Below are 19615 nucleotides of genomic sequence, written 5' to 3'. Positions count from 1 at the left end.
CGTGCGGAGCCCGCGCCTGCGGACCCCGCACGTCGGACGGGTCAGGACGAGACCCGCGTGACCGCGGATGCCAGCCACGGGCCCAGCTCGGCGAGACCCGCCCGGGTGAAGTGGACGCCGTCGAGGTACCGCTCGGCGCCGCCGGCGGTCGTGCTCCGGCATTCGCCCTTCGGGCACATGCGCGCGTTCAGCTCGAGCAGGGTCACGGTGTCGTGCTTCTGGGCGAACTCGGCCACCAGACGCGAGTGAACGGCCGAGGATCCGGGATTCGTGACGCCGGTCTCGGCGCGGGAGTCGGCGATGAGGACCTGCGCCGGGCTCGCCTCGAGAACGGTGCCCAGGGTGTCCAGCTGGGTGCGGTAGCGGTCCTGCATAGCGGGCGACGTGAGGTCGGCCCACTTCCCGTCGATCCGCTGCTCGACCCCGTCCCAGGCGAGGTCGATCACGACCACATCGGGCTTGTGCTGCTGCAGGAGCTGCGCGTAGCGGTTCTCCCAGGGCAGGCAGCCGACGGGCACATCCAGCTTCTCGTCGGCGTGGGTCCGCGTCGCCTCCGGGGACATGATCCCGCAGCCGCCGAGGCCTCCGTCGATGACCGAGAAGTCCGACGATGTCATCTCGAGAGCCGAGGCGAAGTCGTTGGCGAGGGAGTCGCCCAGGGTGACGACCCGCGGCGAACCCGCAGTGCCTGTGGGCAGCACGGCGACGATGGCCACGACGGCGGCGGTGACAGCCGTCATCAGCCCGGCGACGACCCGGCCGCTGGCGCGCCAGCTCCGCGTCCGCAACGGCTCGGAGAACGTGTAGTGCACGACCGCCGCGATGATCAGGGTGACCGGAAGGGAGACCGCGAGCACCAGGAGGTCGGAGGTCGTGTAGAGCAGCGTCCGCGTGAGCCAGATCACCGGCATGTGCACCACGAAGATCGCGTAGGACATGCGGCCGATCGCGGCGAGCGGAGCGACCGAGAGCGCCGCCGACAGCGGGCTCGGCTTCGTGAGCAGTACGGCCAGGGCGGCGACCAGCGCGGCGGCGGCGGCGAAGCCGCCGTAGTACAGCCACTCCGCGCGGTACGAGTCGGCGCACACCGAGAGCGTCACCAGCGAGACGAGCGCGACGGCTCCCAGCGCCGCCGTGACCGCCGGCGACAGCCTGCGGCCGGAGCGCTGACGTCCGCGGGCCTCGGCGAGCAGCACGACGATCCCGGCGACGGAACCCGCCGCGAGGGCCAGGCCGTGGGTGTCCGTGCCCATGTACGCCCGGTCCGCGCCCTCGGCGGCGAACACCAGCCCGTTCCAGACGCTGAGCTCGAGGAACACGGCGAGGGAGATCACGCCGATGGCCACGAGCGCGGTGGTCCGCCGGATGGCTCCCGCCTTGCGCGCGATGAACACGATGAGGGCGATCAGTGGCGGCCAGATCAGGTAGAACTGCTCGGTGAGCGACAGCGACCAGAGGTGCGAGAGCGGGCCGGGCTGGCCCATCGTGCTCCAGTAGGCGTCTCCCTGGGCGATGGCCTGCCAGTTGGCGACGTTGAGGATGGCCGACAGGCCGCGCGGCAGCAGCTCACCGCGTTCCCGCGGGGTGCCCCAGATCCAGACCGCCACTGCCGTCAGCCCGAGGACCAGCAGCAGGGCGGGGAGCAGGCGCTTGATCCGGCGGCCGTAGAACCCTCGAAGGCCGAGCGTCCCACGCCGGAGATAACCGCGACCGAGCGTCAGCGTGACGAAGAACCCGGAGAGGACCAGGAAGGCGTCCACGCCGAGGATCCCGTTCTCGTAGAGTCCGGTGTGGAAGACCGCGATGGACAGGATGGCGATGCCTCGCAGACCGTCGACCGCGGGGTAGTGCGCGGAGGCACCCTTCTCACGGGGGCGCCGGGCGACCGTGCGGGTCGCGTTCCGAGCCGGTGCGGCCGCGGACTGCGAGGCGATCGCACCCATCAGACGACCGACGCCTTCTGTGCCTCGAGCGAGTTCGTGCTCTCAACCGGCGACTCCGGGGCCTCGGAGGACTCCGTCGACTCGGGGGACTGCGCGCGGCGGTTGCGGGCGACGAGGATGCTCGCTGCGGCGACCAGCAGCAGCACGATTCCGCCGCCTGCGGCGAAGACCCACAGCGGGACGGCCGGCTTGTCGGTGTGCTTCATGGTGAAGCTGACGGTCGCGGACGTCTTCGCCGCCCATGCGTCCTGGGTGGCGACGGCGGAGACATAGCCGTCGCCCATGGGGACCACGCTGTCGCAGGACCAGCCGTCGCCCGTGACCCGGGCGGCGCAGAGCACGGTGCCCCGCACGTCCGTCACGAGGACCGAGGCGCCGGCCTTGCCTGTGCCGGTGAAGTGGGGGAACCGGTTGTCGACGGTCGACTCCGGTGCGGGGGAGGTGAACGTCACGGCGTCCTTGTCGGCGGCCGCGGCGGGGAGGCGTCCGACGGTTCCGCAGCGTTGGCGGCGACGGCCGATCCTCCGGTGATGACCAGCGCCAGGGCGACGCCGATGAGTCCTCTTCTGAGCTTCATGGTTCCTCGTTCGGGTGGGTCGGCCCGCGGGCCGAGGGGACGGGTTGGTTTCTCCGCCGGGCGGATTCCCCGGCTACTGAGAAGGACTCCCTCCACCCGCCTGCTATGACGCCGGAACTGCGAAACCCAGCCAAATGCCTTTATTCGATGACCGCGTCAGGATTCGCCCCTCGATCGGTCTCTACATATGAGGGCATTCCGCCGGATGCCCGGCCTCTCCGCGGCCCCGAACCGCGCAGGAGGTCACCCCACCCGAAAGGCCCGAACCATGACGATCACGATCGCCATCATCAACGCCATCGCCGGGGTGGTGGTCTGCCTCTCCCTCGCCTACTTCCTGGTGTCGATGATCGCGGGGCTGCACGAGAGCCGGAAGCTGGGCGCCAAGCTCGGCGAGCAGGGCGAGACCTCGTACCTCGATCCGTACATCGACGACCCGGAGACGCACGACGTCTACGTCCTGATCCCGTGCCTCAACGAAGAGGCGGTGATCGGACCGACGGTTGCCGCCCTCCGCGGCGGGCGACGGGTCACGACCATCGTGATCGACGACGCCTCCGACGACGCGACCGCCGAGCTCGCCGCCCGCGAGGGCGGGGACTCGACCATCGTCCTGAGCCGCGAGCTCCCGAACGCGCGCCAGGGCAAGGGCGAGGCGCTGAACGACGCCTACCGGCTCGTCCGCGAGCTGGTCGCCGAGCGCGGTCAGGACACCTCGAACGTCATCATCCTGGTCATGGACGCGGACGGCCGCCTGTCCGACGGCGCGTTCAGCCACGTGCTCCCGCTGTTCGACGACGAGAAGGTCGGCGGTGTGCAGCTCGCCGTGCGCATCCGCAACCGCGGGAAGAACTTCCTCACCCGCTTCCAGGACTTCCAGTTCTGGTCGATGTCGGCGGTCACCCAGTTCGGTCGGCGCAAGACCGGCACGGTCTCCCTCGGCGGCAACGGGCAGTTCACGCGGATGTCTGCTCTCGAAGGGCTCAACGCGATGCCGTGGTCCTCGTCGCTCACAGAAGACCTCGACCTGGCCGTCAGCCTGTCCAACAACGGCTGGGAGCTGACCACGACTCCGAAGGCGTCGGTCGACCAGCAGGGCGTGGAAGACCTCAAGCGGCTCATCGTGCAGCGTCGCCGCTGGTACCAGGGCCACATGATGGCGGGCAAGCGCCTGCCGGAGATCTGGTCGAACCCGAAGCTGAGCGCCCCCAAGGCGCTCGAGCTCTCCGGCTACCTGGTGGTGCCGTGGCTCTTCGACCTGCCCTGGTCGATCCTGTCGCACTGGACGCTCTTCATGTTCATCACGCGCATCCAGTCGTCCTTCGCCTTCGTCGACGGCCCGGTCACCCTCGTGATCGGACTCGTCGCCTGGTACCTCCTGACCTTCGCACCGGCGCTCTTCACCTCGATCGTCTACCTGCGACGCGACCGGGGGATCGGACTCGGGCGGGCGTTCCTCATGGGGCACTCGTTCGTGGTCATGAACTACCTCTCCTACATCTGCGCCTGGGGCGCGCTGGTCCGGATCCTCCAGAGGAAGACCGGATGGGACAAGACCAAGCGCACCGTGGAGACCCCTGTCGCCGCCTGAGTGCGGCCTCGACACGAAAGGAGCGCACATGCGCACCCGCATCCTCTTCGCGGCCGCCGCCCTCGTGGCGGTGGGGACCGTGCTCGGGACGGCGTCGGCCGCGTCGGCCGTGTCCGAGGTCACTATCACGTCGCCGTCCCCCGGCGCCATCGAACGCACGTCGACCCCGGTCTTCCGGGGCACAGGCCAGTCCGACGCGACGATCACGGTCTACGACCGAGAGGGGACCGTGCTCTGCTCGGCCCGCGCCAGCGCGGGTTCCTGGAGCTGCCGCTCCGCACAGCCCATGGGGGACGGCAGCACCATCGTCACGGTCGAACAACAGGTGTGGGGCGCCGTCGATCGCGCCACCGTGCCGATCGTGATCGACACACGTGAGGTGCCCGACGGCTTTCCCCTGGCGGAGATCGCAGCGGGCGGATTCCTGGTGCTGCTCGGTGCCGGCGTCGCCGTGACGACGGCACTGCACACGCGACGCCGAGGCCGCCGACCGGCTGCTGAAGTATCAGAAGCCGCGTCATGACCCGGCCGCTGGACGGTCTCTTGAAGTAAGGGTGCGCGTTGCGCGCCATGCCCGCCCCAACCTGCCCGACCCGAATCGAGGAACCCATGTCCACCGCCGCCGTACCGCCCGTCGTCTCCCGTCGAGAGGCCCGTACTGCCCAGCCGGCCCAGCGAGGTCCGCATTGGCTGCTCCGCCTCCCCCTCGCGCTTGCGCTCGCCGCTGTTGCGATCGCGCTGTTCATCACGGAGCGCACCATGCGCGGCTACGAGATCGCGATGTCGGGCAAGCTCCTGCCCTTCCTCTTCGCCTCGGACGCGCTGACCGCCGAATCCAACGGCAGCCCCATCGTGCTCTTCAAGCAGGGCGACACCTGGCTGGGGCTCCGGATGACCGCCGAGTGCTCCATCGCCTTCTACGTCGGCGCCATCCTGCTGTTCGCCGCGCTGATGATGCTGATCCCGCGCTTCGCGATCCTGCGTGTCCTGCTCGCCAGCGCGATCGCCGTGACCACCATGGTGCTGCTCAACCAGGTGCGCCTCGCGGCGCTCGCCTGGGTCTTCGGCGCTCACGGTCGGGAGACGTTCGAGTGGGCGCACTCGATCGGCGGCAGCGTGCTGATGATCGGAGGCCTCGCCGTCACGCTGACCCTGTTCTTCTTCGTCGTGGTCCGCGGCGGCCGTCGGGCGCGGCAGGCCAGGAAGGACGAGGGATGACCGCCCGGAGGAGGTACGGGCGCGACGGTCTGTACCTCCTCCTGCGCATCGCGGGGTCGGTCGTCGCGCTCGGTTCGGTGCTGCTTCTCCCGCTCTTCGCCGGCGAGCACGCACTCCAGTCGCTGTCCCGCTACGCGGCCGCCGCTGGATGGGAGGGCATCGCCGCAGCGCTCGTCGTGACCGATGCTCGGCTCGTCGAAGCCGGCGCGGTCCTCGCCCCGTGGATCTCCGCCTCACTGCTGCTCTGCGTGCTGCTGGTCGTCGCGGTCGAGGGCCGGCTCAAGCACGGCCTGGCGTCGACGGCGGCGCTGCTGTTCGGCGCGATGGCGTACTGCCCTCCGATCCAGCCGCTCGCGTGGCTGCTGCTCATCGCCGTCTTCCTCGTGCCCACGGTGTTCGTCATCCGGGCGAGAGGGTTCTCCAACCTGCTCGGCACCATCCGGTCGGCGGCGGCCGCGCTGGCGCTCGCCGTGGTGTGGGCCGTGGCGTGGCCGGCGCTGGTGCGCCGGGGGTGGGCGACCCGCCCCGCCGCGCGCCTCACGTCCTGAATCAGTCGCCGAAGAGCAGCCGGTCGAGCGCTTCGCGCGGGGAGATCCCGGCCTGCACCGCCTCCTCCCAGACTCGCTCGTAGGCGGCCGTGCTCACCTCGAGCGTCCGAGCGGGTCGTGGGCTGCCCTTCGGCGCGGGCCCAGGATCGGAGGCGAGCCGCAGCAAGCGCTCACCGATCAGGTAGGTGACGTTGTCCGCCGGCGCGATCCCGTAGCCGCCGTCGCGGAGCGACACGATGAGCTCGCCGGTCATCGTGGCGCGGCGGACCTCGGCGGTCGGCATGCCGGTCAACCGGGCGAAGTCGTCGAGGGACAGCAGGTCGGGCAGCTTGGCGATGTACTCGGCGGCGACGGCATGGCGGAGCCTCATCCATGCGGCGTTGTGCTGAACAGGCACGCGGGCATGCGCCGCGGCGGTCTGCGGTGTGTTGCGGTCTGGCATCTCGTTCCCCGGATTCGACGGTCTCACCTGTGGAGACGAGGGTTGCCGTCCAGCGTGACGCGATATGGAGCGCACTGTCAGGCGCGGGACTCCCACTGCTGCAGCAGGCGGACGAAATCGCCCGGGTCGACGGAGATGGTGCCGGCGTACGGATGGTCCATGTCGGCGGTCACGAACATCACCAGGCCGATGAAGACGGCCAGGAGACCGGCCATGAGCAGGTGCAGCCGCACGTTCGCGACGTCGATGCACGCGATGAAGACGGCGTTGATGATCGCGCCCACCCAGATCACCGCCCAGAACAGCGGGGGCAGCTGCAGCGTGGTGGCGTCGATCCTGGCTCGCCGCGCCTCCACGAAGCTGTCGAACGTCGCGAGGAGCTGGGTCAGCTGGGCCTGCTCACGTCCGTCGGTGGGGGAGAAGGAGGAGATGCGCTTCTCCAGCTGATCGACGCCGGGCGTGCTCGCTTTCGGGAGTTCGCCACGCTGCTGCTGCGGCCAGTCTCCGTCGATGACAGTGCGGACGTACCCCTTCAGCTCGCTCTGCAGCTCGCGGCTCAAAGGCTCCGGTAGAGAAGCGACGCCCCGGTAGAGCGCGCTGAGCTGCGACGACTCCTCCAGGGCAGCGGAATGCGTGTCCGAGTAGTCGGTGTAGACGGACACGGCCACGAGTCCGAGCAGGATGCCGAAGAAGACGCCGAAGGTGCCCACGACGTAGCCGAGCACCCGATCCCATTCCGCGGCCTTCGCCGCCTGCCGCCGGACGAAGGGACGGAGCAGCAGCACGATCCCGCACGAACCGGCGACGAACAACAGCACGAACGCGGGCAGTGCGATGACGTCGGGCGTCTCGTAGAACCAGTTCACGCCTCGCTCCTCCCCGGCGCAGTGCGGACGACGTCATCCTAGGGGCAGGAGGGCCGGGGTGGACCTGGCGGTCCAGCGGGGGCTGAATGGAGCCATGGCGTCCGATCCTGTCCTGCTGTTCCTCCACGGCCGCTACGGCGTGCGCGACGACCTCGCCTGGATCGCGGAGCGCGCGCCGTCCCGCTGGCGGACGGTGCTCCTCCAAGGGGCGGTACCGCTCGGCGACCGGTGGGAGTGGTTCCCCGTCGCCGACGACGGAGCCCGGGGCGCGAGCTCCCGCGATGCGGCGCCCGCCGCCGACGACCTCCTCGCGTGGATCGACGAGAACGCCGGCGACGCGGTGGTCGGCGCGATCGGCTGGTCGCAGGGCGGAGCGACGGCGCTGCAGGCGATGCGGCGCGCGCCGGAGCGATTGGCGTTCGTGGTGACGCTGGGCGGCTTCACGACGATCGACGGCGAACGCGGGGATGCGGCGCTCGCCGAACGCCGGCCGCCGGTGTTCTGGGGCCACGGGGCGAAGGATGACGCGATCACGCTGGACGACATCGCCCGGATGCGCGAGTTCCTGCCCGGCCACACGACGCTCACCGAGCGGGTCTACCCGGACGCCGGGCACGACTTGACGCCCGGGATGGCGGAGGACGCGCTGCGCTTCGTCGCCGCGCAGACGCCTGCGGCCGACGGCTAGGCCGGCTCGTCCGCGTCGTTCCGGCGGCGCAGCTCCCGCTCGAGTTCCCGGATGCGCTGGTCGCGCTCGGCCTGTTCGATCTCGCGCTGCAGCGCGGCGAGCTGCGCCTCCGTGCTGAGCGGATCCGTGTCCCGGCGCGCGCTGTACTCGACCGGCGACGCGGCGGCGGAGGGCCGGCCGACGGTCGGCATCCGCAGCGTGCGCCGCTGCGTCGACGGCTCATACTCACGCCCGACGGCGAACCACAGGATGCTCCCGACGAGCGGCAGCAGGATCACGATGAACACCCACGCGACCTTGGGCAGGTGCTTCACCTGGTCCTGGCGGCGCAGGATGATGTCGACGAGCGCGAACACGAACAGCGCGAACACGATCATCGGCAGCAGCACCATACCGGTCAGTCTAGGGGCGGCTCAGCTGAAGGACAGGATCTGTTCTCCCCAGCCGGCGCGGAGCGCGGCGTCGAGGTCGGGGACGACCCGGTCCTCGCGGTCGATCACGAGCGTCGAGCGGGCCGAGGCGTCGTAGGGAGGCCAGTCCGGCCCCGGGGTGCCGCCGTGCGCGAAGGCGGCCCAGCGCGCGCGGAGGCGTACCGAGAGGTCGTCCGCCGCGCGCCGCCCGCCCAGCAGGAACGACGGGTCGTGCGGGAGTCCGCCGAACTCGCCCCAGACGTACGGCAGGTCGGTGGCGTGGGCGGCGCCGATACCGGACAGCCGGAGCAGTCGGGGCGCGAAGTCGAAGCGGTACAGGTAGGTCGGGGCGACGGTGCTGTGACCGGCGGCCAGCCAGAGCGCGGGCATCCGGAAGGCGATGTCGGTCGCCACTCGCACGCCGCGCGACAGCGAGCTGCCCGGGTATGCGGCCCGCACGCGGCCGGGGGAGGGAGTCGCACGCCATCCGGGCCGCCGCGCGCCTGCTCCTCCTGCATGGCGGCGAACATCCGCTCGAGAGCCGGGCGCCGGATCGGCAGGAGCGGCGACCGCATGAGCCGGAACAGCGTCGCCTCGTCGCGGTTGGTGCCGACGATGAGCGGAACCGGCAGACCGCGGCCCTCGCTGAGGACCCGCAGCGGCGACTCCGGGAGCACGTCGTCGCCGATCCCCGGGGCGAAGGCGAGGGTGCCGGGATGCTCGCGCGGGATCTCGGTGTACACGGCGGCCGCCGCATCCACGATCGCGTCGACCGGTGTCTCGCGGAGCGCAGCCACGTCGCCCGCGTCGGTGCCGAGGTGTTCGACGAAGCGGCGGGTGACCACCGCCGACCGCTCCGGGCCGTACATAGACCCGGCCGGAGGGCTCTGCGCGATCGCACGGTGGAACAGCCCGGTGGCCAAAGGTGAGGCGAGCAGCGCGATCACGAGGCCGGCGCCCGCGCTCTGGCCGAAGAGGGTCACGGCGCCGGGGTCGCCTCCGAAGGCCGCGATGTTGTGCTGCACCCAGCGAAGGGCGAGCAGTACGTCGCGAAGCGCACGATTGGTCTCGGTGTCCGGCACCCCGGCGGCCGCGAGATCGAGGAAACCGAGCGCGCCGAGCCGGTAGTTGAGGGTCACGATCACCACGTCGCCGTCGACCGCGAGCGTTTCGCCGTGGTACACCAGCTGGCTGGAGGAGCCCATCGCGTACGCGCCGCCGTGCAGCCAGACCATCACCGGCCGCGAACGCCCGTCGGTTCGGTCCGCGGACGGGCGGACGACGTTGAGGAACAGGCAGTCCTCGTCCATCCTCGGACCCCCGGGCTCGCCCGGCGCGAGGGGGACGGACGGGTTCGGACGCTGCGGCGCGGCCGGTCCGAACCGCTCGGCGTCGGCCACGCCCGTCCACGGCTGCGCCGGCACCGGCGCCCGCCACCGCCGCGCACCGGTCGGCGGCTCGGCGTACCGGATGCCGCGCCAGGCGGCGACGCGGCCGTCGTCGCGGCCGCGGACAGCGCCCGCGGCCGTGACGACGACCGGCCGATCGTTCACGCCGAAGCTGCCTCGTCCCACTCCATGAACGGGCGCAGCTCGAGCTGCCCGTTGCGGGCCATCGGGTGCCGCGAGGCGATCTCCACCGCCTCGTCCAGGTTCTCGACCTCGAGGATGTCGAAGCCGCAGATCCACTCCTTGGTCTCGGCGAACGGCCCGTCGGTGACATAGCGCTTGCCGTCTCGGACGCGCACGACACGCGACTCGGTCGGCGCCTGCAGCACCTCCCCGATGATGCGCTTGCCGCCGGCATCCAGCTCGTCCACCCAGACGTCCACGTCGGACTCGTCCCGCTCGGCGTCCGGCTGGCTGTCGGTGATCACGAACATCATGTACTTCATCGTCTCTTCCTCTCGATCGTGAGCGATTCATCGGGGCGTCGAACGGGATGTCCGCATCTCGACATTCTGGCCCGGGACACTTTTCACCGCGAGACTCAGCGGATCGTCAGGAGAGCTCCGAGCCGCTTAGGGTAGCCTTACCTTCGTGACGATCCTCGCCCCGACCCGTACCGAGCGGCCCCGGCCCGCGTACCGGCCGTATCGCGCGACGGTCGCCGAGGTCCGCCGGCTGAGCCCGCACTTCACCCGCGTGAGCTTCCACTGCGGCGACTTCGAGCACTTCGGCACTGAGTGCCTGGACCAGCGCATCAAACTGGTCTTCCCGCTGGCGGACGGCAGCTTCTCCGATCTCGGGTTCGGCGACGCGGAATCCCCGTACGCGGGCGACTGGTACGAGCGCTGGCGCGGGCTGCCCGAGCACCGGCGCAACCCGTTCCGCACCTACACGGTGCGCGCGATCGACACCGACGGCTGCCGCCTCGACATCGACTTCGTCACCCACGGCGACGGCGGACCGGCCGCGCGCTGGCTGCTGGGCGCGCGTCCCGGTTCCGAGCTGGTCGTCATTGGTCCGGATGCGCGCAGCCCGCACCGGGGCGTCGGCATCGATTGGCGTCCGGGGGATGCGCGCGAGCTTCTGCTCGTCGGGGACGAGACCGCGGCGCCCGCCATCGCGTCCATCCTCGAGTCGCTGCCCGCCGGACGCCGCGCCCGCGCGTTCATCGAGGTGCCGTCGGCGGAGGATGCGCTCACGCTTGACCTGCCGTCTCACGCCGAGGTCACCTGGCTCGCCCGTGGCGGTCAGGCCATCACGGGAACGGCGCTCCTCCCGGCCGTGCGGGGCTGGCTCGCCGCGAACCCCGCGATCGTCTCGCGCGCCGCGGCCCGCACCGCGCAGACCCTCGACGAGGTGGATGTGGACCTCGACATCCTGTGGGAGAGCCCGGAGGACGCGCATCCCGGCTTCTACGCCTGGATCGCGGGCGAGTCCGCGGCCGTCAAGACGCTCCGGCGGCTGCTCGTGCGCGAGCACGGCATCGACCGCTCCCGCGTCGCTTTCATGGGCTACTGGCGGCAGGGGCGCTCGGAGAACTGAGGACTACTGGTCCTCGCGCTCGACGCCGCGGAACGTGTCCGGGTAGTTGTCGAGCCACGACCAGTGGCTGACCGGCCAGCTGATCACGAATGCCTTGCCGACGACGTCCGACAGCGGCACGAAGCCCTTGCCCGGGTCGTCCATGTGGTACCGGGAGTCGGCCGAGTTGTAGCGGTTGTCGCCCATCACCCAGACCATGTCCTTCGGCACGGTGACGTCGAACGACTTCTCGGAGACCGCCTGCACCCCGGCCGGGAGCAGCACGTAGGGCTCCTTCAGCGGCACGCCGTTGACGCTCATCTGACCGAGGGCGTTGCAGCAGGTGACGTGGTCGCCGGGCAGGCCGATCAGCCGCTTCACCAGGTGCTGGTCGGAGTCGGAGGCCCCCAGGCCGACGAAGTCGAGCACGGCGCCGACACCCTGCTGGAACGCGTTGCCCGTGGGCGGCGGGGCCGGGGGCAGCCAGCCGCCCGGATCCTTGAAGACGATCACATCGCCGTGCTGCAGCGGGAACACCTTCGGCTGCAGCTCGTTGACGATGATCCGGTCGTTGATCTGCAGCGTGTTCTCCATCGACCCGGAGGGGATGTAGAAGGAGCGCGCGACGAACGTCTTGATCAGGAAAGAGACCAGGACCGCGACGACGAAGATGACCACCACATCCCGCAGCAGGATCTTCCAGCTGGACGCGCGCTTGGCGGTGCGGCGCGGGCGCGTGGTGGCGGTACTGTCGGTCACAATCTCTCACCGTAACGTGCCGACCCTGTGAGCCGCATCACACCTCGTTCGGGTGTCTTGCTCCCCGTAGGGGAGGTGAGAACATCTCACTACGGGTCGCGGCGCGTGCCGCCGGCCCGCTTCCATCATGCGGAGTCCGTTCGAGGTGCCCAGGGGGACGACGCGGTCGGGGAGGCCGCGCCTCCTTCACGCGTGCGCCGTTCTCACCCTGGTGGCCGGAGGACTCCTGGCGGTGCCGACGGGGGCGTCCGCGGAGGAGTGCACGACGGATTGCGCGCCGGGGGCGACGAGTACGGTCACGCCGACGCCGGATCCGACGCCGACGCCGGATGGGACGCCCAGTCCGAGTCCGAAGCCGACGCCGGATCCGACGCCCACGCCCGATCCAACGCCCACTCCCGATCCAACGCCCACTCCGGATCCCACGCCGACGCCGGACCCGACGCCGACACCCGATCCGACTCCGACGCCCACCCCGACCCCCACTCCTACTCCCTCGCCGACCACGCCCGCACCCACTCCGCCGACCGCTCCACCACCGGCCGACACGCCGCCGCCGACCGACGACATCACGCTCAGCGCGCCCGACCTCCCGGAGTTCCAGCAGCCCGATCCCGCCGCCCTCCAGCAGGCCGTCGAGCTGGCCAGTGACCTGGCTGCGGCGCAGCAGCAACTGGCCGACGCGACGCAGGAGTCGGACAGCGCCCAGCGCCAGCGCGACCAGGCGCAGGCGGTCGCCGACGCCGTCAAGCAGCGGGCGGATGCGGCCAAGAAGCGGGCCACCGAGGCCGCGGCGTACGCGACGGCGCTGATCCGGGCCTCCGGAACCCACCTGCTGACCCAGGACCCCGTGAGCGCGGCGCTCGAGGGTCCGGGTGACCTCCTGACGAAACTGGGCGCGGCCGATCGTCTCAAGGTGCTGAGCGCGAACCGGGATGCGGCCATCGCAACGGCCACCAAGGAGAAGAAGGCCGCCGACGCACTGGCGCGGCAGGCGCAGGGCGCCGCGGATGCTGTGACCGCGGTCGACCTCCAGAGCAGCCAGCAGGCCGTCGCCGACGCACAGGCTCGCGTGGACGCCGCCTCCGCCGCCCTCGCTGCTGCGCCGACCGTGATCGAAGCCGGCTCGAGTTTCCAGGTGCTGACCTCCGACCCGACGCTCATCGCCGCCGGCTGGGCGCTCCCGGTGCACGGCACCATCACGGACGTCTTCGGTCCGCGACCGTCGCGTCCGCTCGGCACCGCGCTCTTCCACCCGGGAGACGACCTCGGCGCCCCGTGCGGCACGACGATCTACGCCGCGGCCGCCGGAACCGTCGAGAAGGCGGGGCCGTACAGCGGGTACGGCAACTACATCCTCATCGACCACGGCGGCGGCGTCGAGACCGCCTACGGGCACATCCGGGACGGCGGCATCGGCGTGACCGTCGGGCAGCAGGTCGCCGCCGGCCAGCCCATCGCCCAGGTCGGGTCCACGGGACTGTCCACCGGCTGCCACCTGCACTTCGAGGTGCACGTCGGCGGGCTGCAGATCGACCCGCAGCCGTTCATGGCGGCGCGTGGGATCGTGCTCGGCACCCGCTGAGCATTCGGTGGCAACCCCTGCTCCCAACCGCCCCGGCGGGCGTACGGTTCAGGCATGACCGAACTCACCGAGCTGGTCGGAACGTGGATGCAGCGCCAGCGCTGGTACTCGACCAAGAACGTCCAGCCGCGCCTGCGCCTCCTCGCCTCGTTCGACGCCGAACCCGCGGGCGACGCCCGCATCGTCACCCACTTCTTCGCGGACGACGCGCCGCGCACGCCGCGCGTCTACCAGGTGCCGGTCGTCGCGCGGGTGAGCCGCGACGGCGACGAGACCGCCTTCATCGGTGAGGCCGGCGGCCGCTACCTGTACGACGGGCCGACGGAAGAGGTGTACGTCGCCGCGCTCGTGGACCTGATGACCGGCGCCGAGCGCTCGGAGGGCCGGGACGCGCACGCACACGGCCACACGCTCGGCGAGCGGCTGGCGGTGCGGTCGTCCCGCCGGCTGACGGGGAGCAGTCCAACACCTCCATCGTCGGCGAACTGGACGACGGCCGCCCGGCGCTGATCAAGGTCTTCCGCGTGGTCCAGGACGGCGAGAACCCCGACGTCTCCACGCTCGCCGCGCTCACCGCCGGCGGCTCGCGCCGTACCCCGGCGCTGCTGGGCTGGCTGACCGGCTCGTGGCCGACCGCCGACGGCGGCACCGCCTCCGGCGAGCTGGCGCTGATGCAGGACTTCGTCCCCGGTGCGGAGGACGGCTGGGAGCTTGCCGTCAGCGCGGCGGAGCGCGCGGAGGACTTCACCGAGCGGGCCCACTCGCTGGGTGCAGGGACGGCCGAGCTGCACCGGCTGATGGCGCAGGAGCTGCCGACCAAGCCGGCGTCGTCGGAGGATGTCGCCCAGGCGCTCGACGGGATGTTCCGCCGCCTGACGGTCACGACGACCGAGGTGCCGGAGGTGGAGGAGCTGCGCGCCGGGATCGCGGCCGTGTACGAGGAGGCCGCCGCCGCACCGCTCCCGCTGCTGCAGCGCATCCACGGCGACCTGCACCTCGGCCAGGTGCTGTACGCGCCGGAACGCGGCTGGCAGTTCATCGACTTCGAGGGCGAGCCGCTGCGTCCGCTCGCCGAGCGCGCCCTGCCCGATGCGACGATGCGGGATGTGGCCGGGATGCTCCGTTCGTTCGACTACGTCGCCGGCTCGCTCGCGCGCCGCGAGACGCCGGTGGACGCGACGGGTTGGGCGGCGGACGCCCGCCAGGCGTACCTCGACGGCTATGCGTCGGTCGCCCCGGGCGAGATGGACCACTTCCGCCAGCTGCTCGACGCGTTCGAGCTGGACAAGGCGGTGTACGAGATCGCGTACGAGGCGCGGCATCGTCCGTCGTGGATCCCGATCCCGTACGCGGCGGTGCAGCGGCTGCTGGCGACCCGCGTCGGCTGACGCCCGCCGGAGATTCGTGCCGAATGTGCGTTATGGCCGCCCCACAACGCACATTCGGCACGAATCGCGCTGAGGTTCGCCCTGGTGATCCGGCACACGTGCCTCGACTCGCGCGCAGGCGCGAGCCGGGGATTCGGCACGAATGGTCAGGGGCGGCCGGTGAACCGCGGGGGCGCTTCTCCTGGAAGGCGCGGAAGCCCTCGCGGTAGTCCGCGGTGTCGCGGAGGGCCGCCTGGGCGGCGTTCTCGGCGGCGATCGACGACCAGAGGTCGAGGGAGCCGTCGCGCAGTCCCGCGACGATGCGCTTGCTCGCGAGGAACGCCTGAGTGGCGCCGGAGTAGGCGGCGGCAGCGGCCGCATCCACCTCGTCCCGCAGCGACGCGGCCGGGAGCGCCCGCGAGAACAGGCCGCCCGCCACCGCCTCCGCGCCCGAGAGGAGGCGGCCGGAGTAGATCAGGTCGAGCGCGCGGTGCGGGCCGAGGCGCGCGACCAGCAGCCAGTGGCCGCCCGAGTCGAGGGACGCGCCCAGCGCGGCGAACGGGGAGCCGATCTTGGCGTCCTCCGCGACGTAGACGACGTCGCTCGCGACGAGCAGGCCGAGGCCGACGCCGAGGGCCGCGCCCTGGGCGGCGGCGAACGTCGGCGCGGGGAAGGCGGCGATGCGCTGCAGCAGCGGAGTGACGAGTCCGTCCAGGTAGCCGCTCACGTCGTCGGTCGCGGGGTCGACGCCCGCGATGTCACGGCCGGCGCAGAACGCGCGGCCCTCGCCGCGCAGCACCAGCGCGCGCACTCCTGCGGCCTCCGCGTCGGCATATGCGGCGGTCAGCGATCGCAGGTCCTCGGGGCCGAGCGCGTTGAGGCGCTGCGGCGCGTTCAGGGTGATGCGGGCGATCCCGTCGGCGATGTCGAGCTCGATCATGGGGCTCCTCAGACGTCGTAGTCGACCACGACGCGGTCGGTCAGCGGATGCGACTGGCAGGTGAGCACGTAACCGCGCTCCAGCTCCTCCGGTTCGAGGGCGTAGTTCTCGGTCATCCGCACGTCGCCCGTGACGAGCCGCGCGCGGCAGGTGCCGCAGACGCCGCCGGTGCAGGCGAACGGCACGTCCGGCCGCACCCGCAGCGCCGCGTTCAGGACGGACTCGTTCGCGTCCACCGGCGTGGTCACGGTCGACGTGAGGCCGTCGAGAGTGAACTCGATCTCGGCGGTCTTCTCGCCGTCATGGACCACGACCGGGCGGCCGGCGTCGCCGCGCGGTTCGCCGGGCTCTCCGGTGGTGAAGAGCTCGAAGTGGATTCGGTCCCGCTCCACGCCGGAGGTCTCGAGCACGTCGCGGCACAACTGCACCAGCTCGAACGGTCCGCACAGGAACCACTCGTCGACGGAGTCCGGAGGAATGAGCGTGTCCAGCATCCGACGGAACCGCTCCTCGTCGATGCGCCCCGATAGCAGCGGCGCCGACCGCTGCTCGCGCGACAGGACGTGGTGCAGTGCCAGGCGGGCGGGGAAGCGGTCCTTGAGGTCGGCCAGCTCCTCCAGGAACATGACGTCGATCGCCGTCCGGTTCGTGTAGACGAGCGTGAACCGGGCCGTCGGCGACCCGGTGAGGATGCTGCCCGCGAGCGCCATGAGCGGTGTGATCCCGGAGCCGGCGGCCACGCCGACGATGTGCCTGCCGTCGAGGCGGGCGGTGTCGACGGTGAAGGTCCCCTGCGGGCTCATCACGTCGATCCGGTCGCCGGGGCGCAGCTCGCTGGTCGCCCAGGTGGAGAACGCGCCGCCGAGGTCGCGCTTGATCGCGACGCTGATCCGGCCGGGGCGTCCCTCCATCGGCGGCAGCGGCGGACGGCAGATCGAGTAGCTGCGGCGCAGCTCCCGGCCGCCGACGTGCGCACGCAGGGCGACGTGCTGGCCGGGCAGGTAGTCGTACTCGCCGCGCAGCTCGTCGGGCACGGCGAAGGTGACCTCGACGCTGGCGGCGGTGAGCGGCCGTACCTCGGCGACGGCGAGCTCGTGGAACCGCGCGCGCGCCATCCTCAGAGCGCCTTGAAGTGGTCGAACGGCTCCCCGCAGCCGCGGCACACGAACAGCGCCTTGCACGAGGTGGAGCCGAAGTGCGCGACTTCGCGGGTGTCCAGCGAGCCGCAGTGCGGGCACTTCACCGACAGGCGCAGGCTGACCGGCCCCGTCGCGGGCGCGGGAGGCGTGATGCCGTACTCCTTCAGCTTCGAGCGACCGACAGCGCTGATCCAGTCGGTGGTCCACGCGGGGGAGAGCACGAGGCGGACGCGCACGTCGCCGAACCCCGCGGCGGACAGGGCGCGCACGACGTCCTCGCGGATCGCATCCATCGCCGGGCAGCCGGAGTAGGTGGGCGTGATCACGACGTCGACGCCGTCGTCGGTGACGGTCACCTCGCGCAGGACACCGAGGTCGTCGATGCTGAGGACGGGCACCTCCGGGTCGACGACGGAGGCCGCGGCCGACCAGGCGCGCGCGGCGTCGGCATGGTGCGTGCGCGTCACCACGACGCCCCCGGATGCTGACGGGCGAGCACCTGCATCTCCGCGAGCAGCGGCGCCAGGTACTCCGAGTGCCGTCCGCGTCGGCCCCCGCCGGATGCGTGGAACGCCTGCGGGAGCTCGAACTCCGCTTCGGCGAGCACGGGCGCGATGTCCGCGTCGAACGTCTCGCGCAGCGACGACGGCCGCACGGCGACGCCGTCCAGCTCGTCCAGCACCGGCTCGTCCGCGAACAGCTCGTCGACGTACGGCCAGACGTCCTCCAGCGCGCGGAGCGTGCGGCGACGGGACTCGTCGGTGCCGAGGGCGAGGCGCAGCATCCACTGGTCGGCGTGGTCGCGGTGGTAGTCGACTTCCTTGACCGCCTTGGCGGCGACCCCGGCGAGCACCGGATCGGTGGATGCGCGCAGCCGGTCGTACAGCGCGTAGAGGTAGTGCGCGGCGGCGAACTGGCGCACGATGGTGTGCGCGAAGTCGCCGTTCGGCTGCTCGAACAGGTGCGCGGAGCGGAAGTCGCCCTCGTCGCGCCAGTACGCGAGGTCGTCTTCGGTGCGACCCGTCGCGGACGCCGCGTAGCGCAGCAGCGACCGGGCGTGGCCGAGCAGGTCGAGGGCGATGTTCGCCAGGGCGACGTCCTCCTCCAGCTCCGGGGCGCGGGTGATCCACATCCCGAGCCGTTGGGCCAGCACCAGGGAGTCGTCGCCGAGCCAGAGCGCGTACTCGGCGACCTCCGGGGAGGGCGGGGTGTCGGAGGCGACGAACTCGTCGGAGAGCGTCACCGCGGACAGCTCGACATGGCCGTGATCGAGGTCGGTCACAGGTGCTTCACCCCCTCGGCGGCGGTGTAGTAGGTCGCGTGCCGGTAGTTCTTGCCGGCGGGCGACGTGAAGAAGGCGCCCTTCGCATCCGGGTCGCTCGCGGTGATGGCGTCGGACGGGACGACCCAGATCGACACGCCCTCGCCGCGACGCGTGTAGAGGTCGCGGGCGTTCCGGACCGCAAGCTCCTCGTCGGGCGCATGGAGCGAGCCGACGTGCACATGGGACAGGCCGCGGGAGGCGCGGACGAAGACCTCCCAGAGCGGCCACTGCTCGGCGGTCATGCGACGGCTCCGGCGGTCATGCCTTCACGCTTGGCGGCCTGCTTCGCGGCATACGCGGCAGCGGCCTCCCGCACCCAGCGTCCCTCCTCGTGCGCCTCGCGGCGGCGCTGCAGCCGCTGCGCGTTGCAGGGGCCGTGGCCGGCGATGACCTCCTTCAGCTCGCTCCAGTCGATGGGGCCGAGGTCGTACGCTTGGGCGTCTTCGTTCCAGCGCAGGTCCGGGTCGGGGAGGGAGACGCCGAGGGCTTCGGCCTGCGGCACCAGCATGGCGACGAAGCGCTGACGGAGCTCGTCGTTGGAGAAGCGCTTGATGTTCCACGCCATCGAGCGCGCGGAGTTGGGGGAGTCGCCGTCCGGCGGGCCGAACATCATCAGCGACGGCCAGTACCAGCGGTCGACCGCATCCTGCGCCATCCGCTGCTGCTCGGGGGTGCCGCGCATCAGCTCGAGCAGGATCTCGAAGCCCTGCCGCTGGTGGAACGACTCCTCCTTGCAGATGCGGACCATCGCGCGGCCGTACGGAGCGTACGAGCAGCGGCACAACGGCACCTGGTTGCAGATGGCGGCGCCGTCCACCAGCCAGCCGATCGCGCCGATGTCGGCCCAGCTGAGAGTGGGGTAGTTGAAGATCGACGAGTACTTCGCCTGCCCCGAGATGAGCTGGTCCATCAGCTCGTCGCGGGTGACGCCCAGCGTCTCGGTGGCGGAGTAGAGGTACAGCCCGTGGCCGGCCTCGTCCTGCACCTTCGCCATCAGGATGGACTTGCGCTTGAGGCTCGGCGCTCGCGTGATCCAGTTGGCCTCCGGCTGCATGCCGATGATCTCGGAGTGCGCGTGCTGGGACATCTGCCGGATGAGGCTGCGCCGGTAGTCGTCGGGCATCCAGTCGCGCGGCTCGATGCGCGAGTCGCCGGCGATGAGCTCGTCGAAGCGCGCGTGCTCGGAGGTCGGCTCCGCGGTGGTGGTCTCCATCGACCTCCCCTTTGCTGATCTTTACTTACTGATCGT

General features: G+C 71.3%; 23 protein-coding genes and 1 pseudogene. 9 read left to right on the top strand and 15 right to left on the bottom strand.

Annotated elements, in window-relative coordinates; all coding sequences use genetic code 11:
• Window positions 1–41 precede the first annotated feature (41 nt).
• From ACRAWB_RS08860 to ACRAWB_RS08850, 3 genes are read right to left on the bottom strand one after another with little or no spacing between them, the layout of a single operon-like run.
• A complete protein-coding gene (locus tag ACRAWB_RS08860; protein ID WP_431353005.1) occupies window positions 42–1943 on the bottom strand; it encodes an acyltransferase family protein in 1902 nt (633 codons plus the stop codon).
• Window positions 1943–2395 carry a hypothetical protein gene (locus tag ACRAWB_RS08855; RefSeq protein WP_431353004.1) on the bottom strand — a complete coding sequence of 151 codons (453 nt, stop codon included), beginning with the start codon at window positions 2393–2395 and terminating at the stop codon, window positions 1943–1945. Before ACRAWB_RS08855 ends, ACRAWB_RS08860 begins: the two co-directional genes overlap by 1 nt.
• Complete coding sequence (locus tag ACRAWB_RS08850) at window positions 2392–2520, bottom strand: hypothetical protein (protein WP_431353003.1); 129 nt, start codon at window positions 2518–2520, stop codon at window positions 2392–2394. The genes ACRAWB_RS08855 and ACRAWB_RS08850 overlap by 4 nt, the downstream gene beginning before the upstream one ends.
• Window positions 2521–2788: 268 nt before the next feature.
• Between ACRAWB_RS08850 and ACRAWB_RS08845 the strand changes: the two genes are divergently transcribed.
• The 4 genes from ACRAWB_RS08845 (at window position 2789) to ACRAWB_RS08830 (ending at window position 5877) form a co-directional block, all read left to right on the top strand.
• A complete protein-coding gene (locus ACRAWB_RS08845; RefSeq protein WP_431353002.1) occupies window positions 2789–4111 on the top strand; it encodes a glycosyltransferase in 1323 nt (440 codons plus the stop codon).
• Window positions 4112–4139: 28 nt separating this feature from the next.
• Window positions 4140–4634, top strand: coding sequence for a hypothetical protein (locus ACRAWB_RS08840; protein WP_431353001.1), 495 nt, complete (start codon window positions 4140–4142; stop codon window positions 4632–4634).
• A gap of 86 nt (window positions 4635–4720) precedes the next feature.
• A complete protein-coding gene (xrtR, locus tag ACRAWB_RS08835; RefSeq protein WP_431353000.1) occupies window positions 4721–5329 on the top strand; it encodes an exosortase R in 609 nt (202 codons plus the stop codon).
• Window positions 5326–5877, top strand: coding sequence for a hypothetical protein (locus ACRAWB_RS08830; protein ID WP_431352999.1), 552 nt, complete (start codon window positions 5326–5328; stop codon window positions 5875–5877). The genes xrtR and ACRAWB_RS08830 overlap by 4 nt, the downstream gene beginning before the upstream one ends.
• Window position 5878: 1 nt before the next feature.
• On the opposite strand, the gene ACRAWB_RS08825 is transcribed toward ACRAWB_RS08830, so the two are convergent.
• On the bottom strand, window positions 5879–6247 hold the full coding sequence (locus ACRAWB_RS08825; RefSeq protein ID WP_431352998.1) for a hypothetical protein: 369 nt from the start codon (window positions 6245–6247) through the stop codon (window positions 5879–5881).
• Between the two features lie 149 nt (window positions 6248–6396).
• Entirely contained in the window at window positions 6397–7185 is a 789-nt protein-coding gene (locus tag ACRAWB_RS08820) for a DUF4239 domain-containing protein (protein WP_431352997.1), read from the bottom strand.
• 94 nt (window positions 7186–7279) lie between these two features.
• On the opposite strand from ACRAWB_RS08820, the gene ACRAWB_RS08815 reads away from it, so the two are divergent.
• Entirely contained in the window at window positions 7280–7873 is a 594-nt protein-coding gene (locus ACRAWB_RS08815) for an alpha/beta hydrolase (protein ID WP_431352996.1), read from the top strand.
• On the opposite strand, the gene ACRAWB_RS08810 is transcribed toward ACRAWB_RS08815, so the two are convergent.
• The 3 genes from ACRAWB_RS08810 to ACRAWB_RS08800 form a co-directional block, all read right to left on the bottom strand.
• Entirely contained in the window at window positions 7870–8265 is a 396-nt protein-coding gene (locus tag ACRAWB_RS08810; RefSeq protein WP_431352995.1) for a PLD nuclease N-terminal domain-containing protein, read from the bottom strand. The genes ACRAWB_RS08815 and ACRAWB_RS08810 overlap by 4 nt on opposite strands.
• Before the next feature lie 104 nt (window positions 8266–8369).
• On the bottom strand, window positions 8370–9836 hold the full coding sequence (locus ACRAWB_RS08805) for a carboxylesterase/lipase family protein (protein ID WP_431352994.1): 1467 nt from the start codon (window positions 9834–9836) through the stop codon (window positions 8370–8372).
• Window positions 9833–10177, bottom strand: a complete 345-nt coding sequence (locus tag ACRAWB_RS08800) for a YciI family protein (RefSeq protein WP_431352993.1) — start codon at window positions 10175–10177, stop codon at window positions 9833–9835. The genes ACRAWB_RS08805 and ACRAWB_RS08800 overlap by 4 nt, the downstream gene beginning before the upstream one ends.
• 145 nt (window positions 10178–10322) lie before the next feature.
• Between ACRAWB_RS08800 and ACRAWB_RS08795 the strand changes: the two genes are divergently transcribed.
• Window positions 10323–11273 carry a siderophore-interacting protein gene (locus ACRAWB_RS08795; protein WP_431352992.1) on the top strand — a complete coding sequence of 317 codons (951 nt, stop codon included), beginning with the start codon at window positions 10323–10325 and terminating at the stop codon, window positions 11271–11273.
• A gap of 3 nt (window positions 11274–11276) precedes the next feature.
• Here ACRAWB_RS08795 and lepB read toward each other — a convergent pair whose 3' ends face one another.
• Window positions 11277–12011: a signal peptidase I gene (gene lepB / locus ACRAWB_RS08790; RefSeq protein ID WP_431352991.1), complete on the bottom strand. Its 735-nt coding sequence runs from the start codon at window positions 12009–12011 to the stop codon at window positions 11277–11279.
• Window positions 12012–12222: 211 nt separating this feature from the next.
• Here lepB and ACRAWB_RS08785 point away from each other — a divergent pair, with 211 nt between their 5' ends.
• From ACRAWB_RS08785 to ACRAWB_RS08775, 3 genes are read left to right on the top strand one after another with little or no spacing between them, the layout of a single operon-like run.
• Window positions 12223–13596 carry a M23 family metallopeptidase gene (locus tag ACRAWB_RS08785; RefSeq protein ID WP_431352990.1) on the top strand — a complete coding sequence of 458 codons (1374 nt, stop codon included), beginning with the start codon at window positions 12223–12225 and terminating at the stop codon, window positions 13594–13596.
• 54 nt (window positions 13597–13650) lie between these two features.
• Window positions 13651–14106: a maltokinase N-terminal cap-like domain-containing protein gene (locus ACRAWB_RS08780; protein WP_431352989.1), complete on the top strand. Its 456-nt coding sequence runs from the start codon at window positions 13651–13653 to the stop codon at window positions 14104–14106.
• Between the two features lie 14 nt (window positions 14107–14120).
• Window positions 14121–14984, top strand: a complete 864-nt coding sequence (locus ACRAWB_RS08775; protein WP_431352988.1) for a hypothetical protein — start codon at window positions 14121–14123, stop codon at window positions 14982–14984.
• Between the two features lie 146 nt (window positions 14985–15130).
• Here ACRAWB_RS08775 and ACRAWB_RS08770 read toward each other — a convergent pair.
• From ACRAWB_RS08770 to paaA, 6 genes and pseudogenes are all read right to left on the bottom strand, one after another.
• Window positions 15131–15903 (bottom strand): annotated as a pseudogene (locus ACRAWB_RS08770) (enoyl-CoA hydratase/isomerase family protein).
• Between the two features lie 8 nt (window positions 15904–15911).
• Window positions 15912–17018 carry a 1,2-phenylacetyl-CoA epoxidase subunit PaaE gene (paaE, locus tag ACRAWB_RS08765; RefSeq protein ID WP_431352987.1) on the bottom strand — a complete coding sequence of 369 codons (1107 nt, stop codon included), beginning with the start codon at window positions 17016–17018 and terminating at the stop codon, window positions 15912–15914.
• A gap of 2 nt (window positions 17019–17020) precedes the next feature.
• On the bottom strand, window positions 17021–17512 hold the full coding sequence (gene paaD / locus ACRAWB_RS08760) for a 1,2-phenylacetyl-CoA epoxidase subunit PaaD (protein WP_431352986.1): 492 nt from the start codon (window positions 17510–17512) through the stop codon (window positions 17021–17023).
• Window positions 17506–18294, bottom strand: a complete 789-nt coding sequence (gene paaC, locus ACRAWB_RS08755) for a 1,2-phenylacetyl-CoA epoxidase subunit PaaC (RefSeq protein ID WP_431353168.1) — start codon at window positions 18292–18294, stop codon at window positions 17506–17508. Before paaC ends, paaD begins: the two co-directional genes overlap by 7 nt.
• A gap of 26 nt (window positions 18295–18320) precedes the next feature.
• Entirely contained in the window at window positions 18321–18608 is a 288-nt protein-coding gene (gene paaB / locus ACRAWB_RS08750) for a 1,2-phenylacetyl-CoA epoxidase subunit PaaB (RefSeq protein ID WP_064109639.1), read from the bottom strand.
• Complete coding sequence (gene paaA, locus ACRAWB_RS08745) at window positions 18605–19579, bottom strand: 1,2-phenylacetyl-CoA epoxidase subunit PaaA (RefSeq protein WP_431352985.1); 975 nt, start codon at window positions 19577–19579, stop codon at window positions 18605–18607. The genes paaB and paaA overlap by 4 nt, the downstream gene beginning before the upstream one ends.
• Window positions 19580–19615 lie beyond the last annotated feature (36 nt).

The organism is Leifsonia poae (assembly GCF_050632865.1).
Taxonomy (GTDB): Bacteria; Actinomycetota; Actinomycetes; order Actinomycetales; family Microbacteriaceae; genus Leifsonia; species Leifsonia poae_B.
This window is presented reverse-complemented; position numbering and strand designations above follow the sequence as displayed.

What these genes read in the sequence shown, in the direction of transcription:
- ACRAWB_RS08845 (WP_431353002.1), top strand. Translation starts at nt 2,789, where the DNA reads ATGACGATCACGATCGCCATCATCAACGCCATCGCCGGGGTGGTGGTC.
- ACRAWB_RS08840 (WP_431353001.1), top strand. Translation starts at nt 4,140, where the DNA reads ATGCGCACCCGCATCCTCTTCGCGGCCGCCGCCCTCGTGGCGGTGGGG.
- xrtR (WP_431353000.1), top strand. Translation starts at nt 4,721, where the DNA reads ATGTCCACCGCCGCCGTACCGCCCGTCGTCTCCCGTCGAGAGGCCCGT.
- paaB (WP_064109639.1), bottom strand. Translation starts at nt 18,608, where the DNA reads ATGACCGCCGAGCAGTGGCCGCTCTGGGAGGTCTTCGTCCGCGCCTCC.
- ACRAWB_RS08860 (WP_431353005.1), bottom strand. Translation starts at nt 1,943, where the DNA reads ATGGGTGCGATCGCCTCGCAGTCCGCGGCCGCACCGGCTCGGAACGCG.
- ACRAWB_RS08825 (WP_431352998.1), bottom strand. Translation starts at nt 6,247, where the DNA reads ATGAGGCTCCGCCATGCCGTCGCCGCCGAGTACATCGCCAAGCTGCCC.
- ACRAWB_RS08800 (WP_431352993.1), bottom strand. Translation starts at nt 10,177, where the DNA reads ATGAAGTACATGATGTTCGTGATCACCGACAGCCAGCCGGACGCCGAG.
- paaA (WP_431352985.1), bottom strand. Translation starts at nt 19,579, where the DNA reads ATGGAGACCACCACCGCGGAGCCGACCTCCGAGCACGCGCGCTTCGAC.
- ACRAWB_RS08850 (WP_431353003.1), bottom strand. Translation starts at nt 2,520, where the DNA reads ATGAAGCTCAGAAGAGGACTCATCGGCGTCGCCCTGGCGCTGGTCATC.
- paaE (WP_431352987.1), bottom strand. Translation starts at nt 17,018, where the DNA reads ATGGCGCGCGCGCGGTTCCACGAGCTCGCCGTCGCCGAGGTACGGCCG.
- ACRAWB_RS08780 (WP_431352989.1), top strand. Translation starts at nt 13,651, where the DNA reads ATGACCGAACTCACCGAGCTGGTCGGAACGTGGATGCAGCGCCAGCGC.
- ACRAWB_RS08810 (WP_431352995.1), bottom strand. Translation starts at nt 8,265, where the DNA reads ATGGTGCTGCTGCCGATGATCGTGTTCGCGCTGTTCGTGTTCGCGCTC.
- ACRAWB_RS08815 (WP_431352996.1), top strand. Translation starts at nt 7,280, where the DNA reads ATGGCGTCCGATCCTGTCCTGCTGTTCCTCCACGGCCGCTACGGCGTG.
- ACRAWB_RS08830 (WP_431352999.1), top strand. Translation starts at nt 5,326, where the DNA reads ATGACCGCCCGGAGGAGGTACGGGCGCGACGGTCTGTACCTCCTCCTG.